The organism is Citrobacter sp. Ce104 (assembly GCF_030334595.1).
In the GTDB taxonomy this organism is placed as follows: Bacteria; Pseudomonadota; Gammaproteobacteria; order Enterobacterales; family Enterobacteriaceae; genus Citrobacter; species Citrobacter europaeus.
Genome location: NZ_JAOWDP010000043.1, coordinates 83,507 through 89,980, shown reverse-complemented (window position 1 = coordinate 89,980; position 6,474 = coordinate 83,507). Strand labels below are relative to the sequence as shown.

The window sequence follows — 6,474 nt, the reverse complement described above, 5'->3', positions numbered from 1 at the left end:
TTGTTCCGTGTCAGTGGAGGCGCATTATAGGGAGTTATTTCAGGCTGACAAGGGGAAATTTAAAATAATCTTCCGAGTGCGTATTTTTTATTCTTTACGCTTATTTTGACAACGTTTTGTTGGTTAATTGGACGATTTCTCGCGCAAAACCTGCGACCTGTTCCCAATCGGTATACACCACTTCTTTATTCGTATCCGTTTCACCGCCAGACATCTTCATTATCAGTTGGATCATAACGCGGTCATACCAGCGATAGCGGGGATACAGCAAAGCGCCGGCAATAACCGCACTGCGATCTGGCCGCCACGGCGAACTCATCAGGAACTTACGCGCATAGCTGTTGGTTTGCGGCGTACGTTTTTCCGGTTTACGGGCAACAAGGTTTACTGAGTAGAACGCACTCGGCATCGCGTTCAGCCGCGTGGCATGCTTTTTCACAAACTCCTGAAAAGCAGCATGGTAATGGCCATAGCGAATCGAAGCGCCAATCACCACGCTGTCATAATTTTGCCAGTCAGGCTCCGCGGTACGATGCAAATTTACGACATCTGCCCAAACACCCAGCTCTTTGAGCTCAGAAGCCAGATACTCGGCGATTTCACGGGTTTGTCCGTCCCGGGAAGAAAAAAGAATCAGTGTTTTCACGTGTTACTCCATTATTCACGCCAGAAGGTAGGGGTAAAGAGTACCAGCAGAGTAAAGACCTCCAGACGACCAAACAGCATATTGGCAATCAGGATCCACTTCGCCACGGGGTTCATACTGGCAAAGTTGTCAGCGACAACGCCCAGCCCTGGCCCCAGGTTATTCAGCGTCGCCACAACGGAGGCAAACGCGGAGAAGTCATCAACACCGGTCGCAATAATCGCCAGCATACTGATAATAAAGACCAGCGCATAGGCAGAGAAGAATCCCCACACAGCTTCAAGGATTCGCTCCGGTAACGCACGGTTACCCAGTTTGATACTGTAAACCGCATTCGGGTGGACCAGTCGTTTCAATTCACGGTTACCCTGCTTAAACAGCAGCAGGATACGAATCACCTTCAAGCCACCGCCCGTCGACCCGGCACAGCCGCCGATAAAAGCAGAACACAGTAACAACACCGGCAGGAACAGCGGCCAGCGGGCAATACTGTCCGTGGTAAATCCGGCGGTCGTCGCCATCGACACCACCTGGAAAAAGGCCTGGTTGATCGTCGTGAGCGCCGATCCATAGGTATTATGTATCCACAACACCAGCGTACAGATAACTACCAGCGTCAACTGCACACCAATGAACATGCGGAATTCCGGATCGCGCCAGTAGACCTTCAGACTACGCCCACTTAATAAAGAGAAGTGCAGGCCATAGTTACAACCGGAGATCAGCAAGAAGATAGCAATAATGGTGTTAATCGTGGGACTGTCGAAATACCCCACGCTGGCATCGTGTGTGGAAAAGCCGCCGATGGCAATTGTGGCAAAGCTATGACCAATGGCGTCAAACGCGGGCATCCCGGCAAACCATAGCGCCAGCGCGCACGCCACTGTCAGTAATACATAGATAAGCCACAGCGTTTTCGCCGTTTCGGCAATACGCGGGCGCATCTTATTATCTTTCAGCGGCCCGGGCATTTCTGCCCGATAGAGCTGCATACCACCCACGCCAAGAATAGGCAGGATAGCCACCGCCAGCACGATGATCCCCATCCCGCCGAACCATTGCAGCATCTGGCGATAAAAGAGAATCGCGTGTGGCAATGAATCAAGCCCCACCAGCGTCGTCGCACCCGTGGTGGTTAAACCGGAAAAGGATTCAAAAAAAGCGTCGGTTATCGTGAGGTTAGGACTTTCCGCAAAAATGAACGGTAGCGCACCCACGCTGCCCAGCACGGTCCAGAACAAGACGACAATCAGAAACCCTTCGCGTGATTTTAGCTCGCCCTTCTCTTTACGGTTTGGCCACCACAGCATAGAGCCGATAGCCAGAGCAACAAAGAAAGTTTGGGTAAATGCACGCCCTGCCCCATCACGGTAGATGAGCGCTACCAGTCCGGGGATGATCATTGTCCCCGAGAATAAGATGACCAGTAGTCCAACGATTCGGGTGATGGCGCGAAAATGCATCTCTGCCGCTTCCTTAGTTCTTTAAAATGAGGTGGGGATTATTCTTCAATCGCTAACAATTGCAATGAACCACGACTAAAATCCGCCAGTTTTGCCGAAAATTCATCCACTTTGGCATAAGGAAGCGCCACTCTGAGCCGAACAAAAGCCTGGTAATCACTAGCAACGACTTTACCGTCAAACTGCCCCAGCAAAGCTTCAATGCCTGCCAGCTGACCGTACTCACACTGCAAAGTATATTCGGTTAATGGCGTCTTGCGCTGTGTCGTTAACTGGCGCAGCGCCTGATTCACACCGCCACCGTAGGCTTTTACCAGACCACCCGTACCGAGAAGGATACCGCCGTAGTAACGCACCACCACCGCGGTAACCTCGCCGACGCCGCTCCCCATCAGCTGCGCGAGCATCGGTTTGCCTGCCGTACCCGCCGGTTCGCCATCGTCTGAAAACCCCAACTGCTGCGAGTCGTTGGGCGCACCCGCCACCCACGCCACACAATGGTGGCGGGCGTCAGGGTGTTCCGCTTTGACTGACTCAACAAACGCTTTTGCCGCTTCTACGCCGTCCGTATGGGCGAGCAACGTAATGAAGCGGCTTTTTTTGATCTCTTCAACGACGCTAACCGGCGCCGCAGGGATTAACCAACTGTCCATTACGCCAGTTTTAAATCCCGCGTCATGTTTTCGATATTGTTCTCGTGGACCACCACGTTGTCTTCAATACGAATACCGCCGAACGGTTTCAGGGCTTCAATTTTCTGCCAGTTGAAGTGTTTGCTGAATTGCCCTTCACGCCACGGTGCCAGCAGCGATTCAATAAAGTAGATACCCGGTTCGATGGTCAGAACCATGCCCGGTTGCAGAACACGGGTGCAGCGCAGGTAAGGATACTTCGACGGCGCGGCCAGATGAGTACCGCTGTCGTCCTGCATAAAACCAGCAACATCATGTACCTGCAGGCCCAGCGGGTGCCCGATACCATGCGGCATAAACGGCCCGGTAAGATCGTTTTCCACCATCGCCTCTTCACTCATATCGGTGATGATTTGATGCTTACGCAGCAGCTTCGCGATGCGCTGATGAAACTGAATGTGATAATCCACGTAGCTGGTGCCTGCTTTCATGGTAGCAATCAGCGCCAGCTCTTCGTCGTTAACGTCTTTCACCAGATGCGCATAGTCGTTGTCGCTTTTCGCCGACCAGGTACGCGTCAGGTCTGCCGCATAGCCATTGTATTCCGCACCGGCATCCAGCAGGAAGCTGCGGATTTCAGACGGAGCCTGATGATCCAGCCTAGTGTAATGAAGTACCGAGGCATGCTCGTTAAGCGCCACGATGTTGCTGTACGGTACGTCGGTATCGCGGTGACCAGTCGCAGTCAGGTAAGCGAGGTTGATGTCAAACTCGCTCATCCCGGAACGAAACGCTTCTTCCGCGGCCCGGTGTCCATTCACCGCCATTTTCTGCGCTTCGCGCATACAGGCCAGCTCGTAATCCGTTTTATAGGCGCGGTAATAATGCAGGTAGTCGATCACCCCTTTCGGGTTGATGTTGCTGGCCGCGATGTCCAGTTGCAGCGCACGTTCCGGAACCGGGCCGATGTAACCGATATTGCCGCGAGCAGCAGGCAGTTGGCTACCGATACCATCCGCTTTTGGTAGCGCGATGATCTCAATTTCTTCCGTCCAGAAGGAGGTCGGCAGCGGCTCAACGTTGTGCCAGTAATCGACCGGTAGGTAGAACCACAGTTTCGGCTTGTTCACGCCATCCACCAGCAACCAGCAGTTAGGAACCTGCGTTACAGGCACCCAGGCTTTGAATTGCGGATTGACCTTAAACGGGTACGGATGATCGTCGAGAAAGACGTTAACAAGTTCGCCTGAGTGAATAAGTAACGCATCCAGCTTAAAGCGTTCCAGCGCGTCGCGCGTCCGTTCTTGTAAGGTAACGATATGATTTTTATAGAGTGCGGCCAGTGATTCCATTTTCTATCCTTCTGTTTTTTGACCTCAAGTCTCCGCATCTTAGCACATCGCTTTGTGAGTGCGTGATTTCTGCCGAGCGTGATCGAATCGTCATTTCTTTAATCATTCATTTGCATTTTTTTAACATAAAACACACACTTCGATTCATCTGGTATGACCAGATCACCTTGCGGATTCAGGAGACTGACATGCTTTACAAAGGCGACACCCTGTACCTCGACTGGCTGGAAGATGGCATCGCCGAACTGGTGTTCGATGCCCCTGGCTCGGTCAATAAACTCGACACGGCCACCGTTGCCAGCCTGGGCCATGCGCTTGATGTGCTGGAAAAACAACCGAATTTAAAAGGGCTGCTGCTGCGTTCTAATAAAGCGGCCTTTATTGTTGGTGCCGATATCACCGAATTCCTTTCACTGTTCCTCGTGCCTGAAGAACAACTGAGCCAGTGGCTGCATTTTGCCAACAGCGTCTTTAACCGCCTGGAAGATCTCCCTGTTCCGACCCTCTCAGCAGTTAACGGTTATGCGCTGGGCGGCGGCTGCGAGTGTGTTCTGGCAACCGATTATCGTCTGGCAACGCCGGACCTGCGCATCGGCCTACCGGAAACTAAGCTGGGTATTATGCCGGGCTTTGGCGGTTCCGTGCGTATGCCACGCATGTTGGGTGCAGACAGTGCGCTGGAAATTATTGCGGCAGGTAAGGATGTTGGTGCTGAGCAGGCGCTAAAAATCGGCCTGGTCGATGGCGTAGTGAAGCAAGACAAACTGCTTGATGGCGCGATCGCGGTATTACGTCAGGCGATCAACGGCGACCTCGACTGGAAGGCCAAACGTCAGCCGAAGCTGGAGCCGTTGAAACTCAGCAAAATTGAAGCGGCTATGAGCTTTACCATCGCTAAAGGCATGGTGGCGCAGACGGCAGGTAAGCATTATCCCGCACCGATTACCGCGGTAAAAACCATTGAAGCAGCGGCCCGTTTTGGTCGTGAAGAAGCGCTAAATCTGGAAAATAAAAGCTTTGTTCCACTGGCGCACACCAGTGAAGCCCGCGCCCTGGTTGGGATTTTCCTTAACGATCAGTTCGTGAAAGCCAAAGCCAAAAAGCTCACCAAAAATATTGAGGCACCAAAGCAAGCGGCGGTGCTGGGCGCAGGCATTATGGGCGGCGGCATCGCGTACCAGTCGGCCTGGAAAGGCGTGCCGGTTGTCATGAAAGACATCAACGACAAATCATTAACGCTGGGCATGACCGAAGCGGCCAAGTTGCTGAACAAACAGCTCGAGCGCGGCAAAATTGACGGTCTGAAAATGGCGGGCGTGATTTCCACTATCCATCCAACCCTCGACTACAGCGGTTTTGAGCGTGTGGACGTGGTGGTTGAAGCGGTTGTGGAAAACCCGAAAGTGAAAAAAGCGGTACTGGCGGAAACCGAAGATCAGGTTCGCCCGGACACCGTACTGGCGTCGAATACCTCCACCATCCCCATCAACGAGCTGGCCAGCGCGCTTAAGCGCCCGGAAAACTTCTGTGGGATGCACTTCTTTAACCCGGTGCACCGTATGCCGCTGGTTGAGATCATTCGCGGCGAGAAAAGCTCGGATGAAACCATCGCTAAGGTAGTCGCCTGGGCAAGCCAGATGGGCAAAACGCCGATTGTGGTTAATGACTGCCCCGGTTTCTTCGTCAACCGCGTGCTGTTCCCCTATTTTGCCGGTTTCAGCCAGTTGCTGCGCGACGGGGCGGATTTCCGCAAAGTCGACAAAGTAATGGAAAAACAGTTTGGCTGGCCGATGGGTCCGGCTTATCTGCTGGACGTGGTGGGTATTGATACCGCGCATCACGCACAGGCTGTGATGTCCGCAGGCTTCCCTCAGCGTATGCAGAAAGATTATCGCGATGCGATAGATGCACTGTTTGATGCTAACCGTTTCGGGCAGAAAAACGGCCTCGGATTCTGGCGTTATAAAGAAGACAACAAGGGCAAGCCGAAGAAAGAAGAAGATACCACCGTTGACGGTCTTCTGGCTGAGGTCAGCCAGCCGAAACACGACTTCAGCGATGAAGAGATTATCGCCCGCATGATGATCCCAATGGTCAACGAAGTGGTGCGTTGTCTGGAAGAAGGCATTATCGCCAGCCCGGCAGAAGCCGATATGGCGCTGGTGTATGGCCTGGGCTTCCCTCCGTTCCACGGCGGCGCGTTCCGCTGGCTGGATACGCTTGGCAGCGCGAAGTATCTCGATATGGCTCAGCAGTATCAGCACCTTGGCCCGCTGTATGAAGTTCCGGCCGGTCTGCGTGACAAAGCGCGCCATAACGAACCGTATTATCCCCAGGTTGAGCCTGCCCGCCCGGTTGGCAGCCTGAAAACGGCTTAAGGA

Annotated in this window: 5 protein-coding genes; 1 reads left to right on the top strand and 4 read right to left on the bottom strand. The window is 53.2% G+C overall.

Annotated elements, in window-relative coordinates:
• Positions 1–100 precede the first annotated feature (100 nt).
• Genes hemG through pepQ form a run of 4 tightly spaced genes read right to left on the bottom strand, consistent with a single transcriptional unit; the run spans position 101 to position 4,093 of the window.
• A complete protein-coding gene (hemG, locus tag OGW16_RS02545; RefSeq protein WP_075145426.1) occupies positions 101–646 on the bottom strand; it encodes a menaquinone-dependent protoporphyrinogen IX dehydrogenase in 546 nt (181 codons plus the stop codon).
• An 11-nt stretch (positions 647–657) separates the two neighbouring features.
• Positions 658–2,109, bottom strand: a complete 1,452-nt coding sequence (gene trkH, locus OGW16_RS02540; protein WP_047407543.1) for a Trk system potassium transporter TrkH — start codon at positions 2,107–2,109, stop codon at positions 658–660.
• Positions 2,110–2,147: 38 nt separating this feature from the next.
• Positions 2,148–2,762, bottom strand: coding sequence for an IMPACT family protein (locus OGW16_RS02535; protein WP_080625912.1), 615 nt, complete (start codon positions 2,760–2,762; stop codon positions 2,148–2,150).
• On the bottom strand, positions 2,762–4,093 hold the full coding sequence (gene pepQ, locus OGW16_RS02530; protein ID WP_043019008.1) for a Xaa-Pro dipeptidase: 1,332 nt from the start codon (positions 4,091–4,093) through the stop codon (positions 2,762–2,764). Before pepQ ends, OGW16_RS02535 begins: the two co-directional genes overlap by 1 nt.
• Positions 4,094–4,281: 188 nt before the next feature.
• On the opposite strand from pepQ, the gene fadB reads away from it, so the two are divergent.
• Positions 4,282–6,471 carry a fatty acid oxidation complex subunit alpha FadB gene (gene fadB, locus OGW16_RS02525; protein ID WP_043019007.1) on the top strand — a complete coding sequence of 730 codons (2,190 nt, stop codon included), beginning with the start codon at positions 4,282–4,284 and terminating at the stop codon, positions 6,469–6,471.
• Positions 6,472–6,474: the final 3 nt, after the last annotated feature.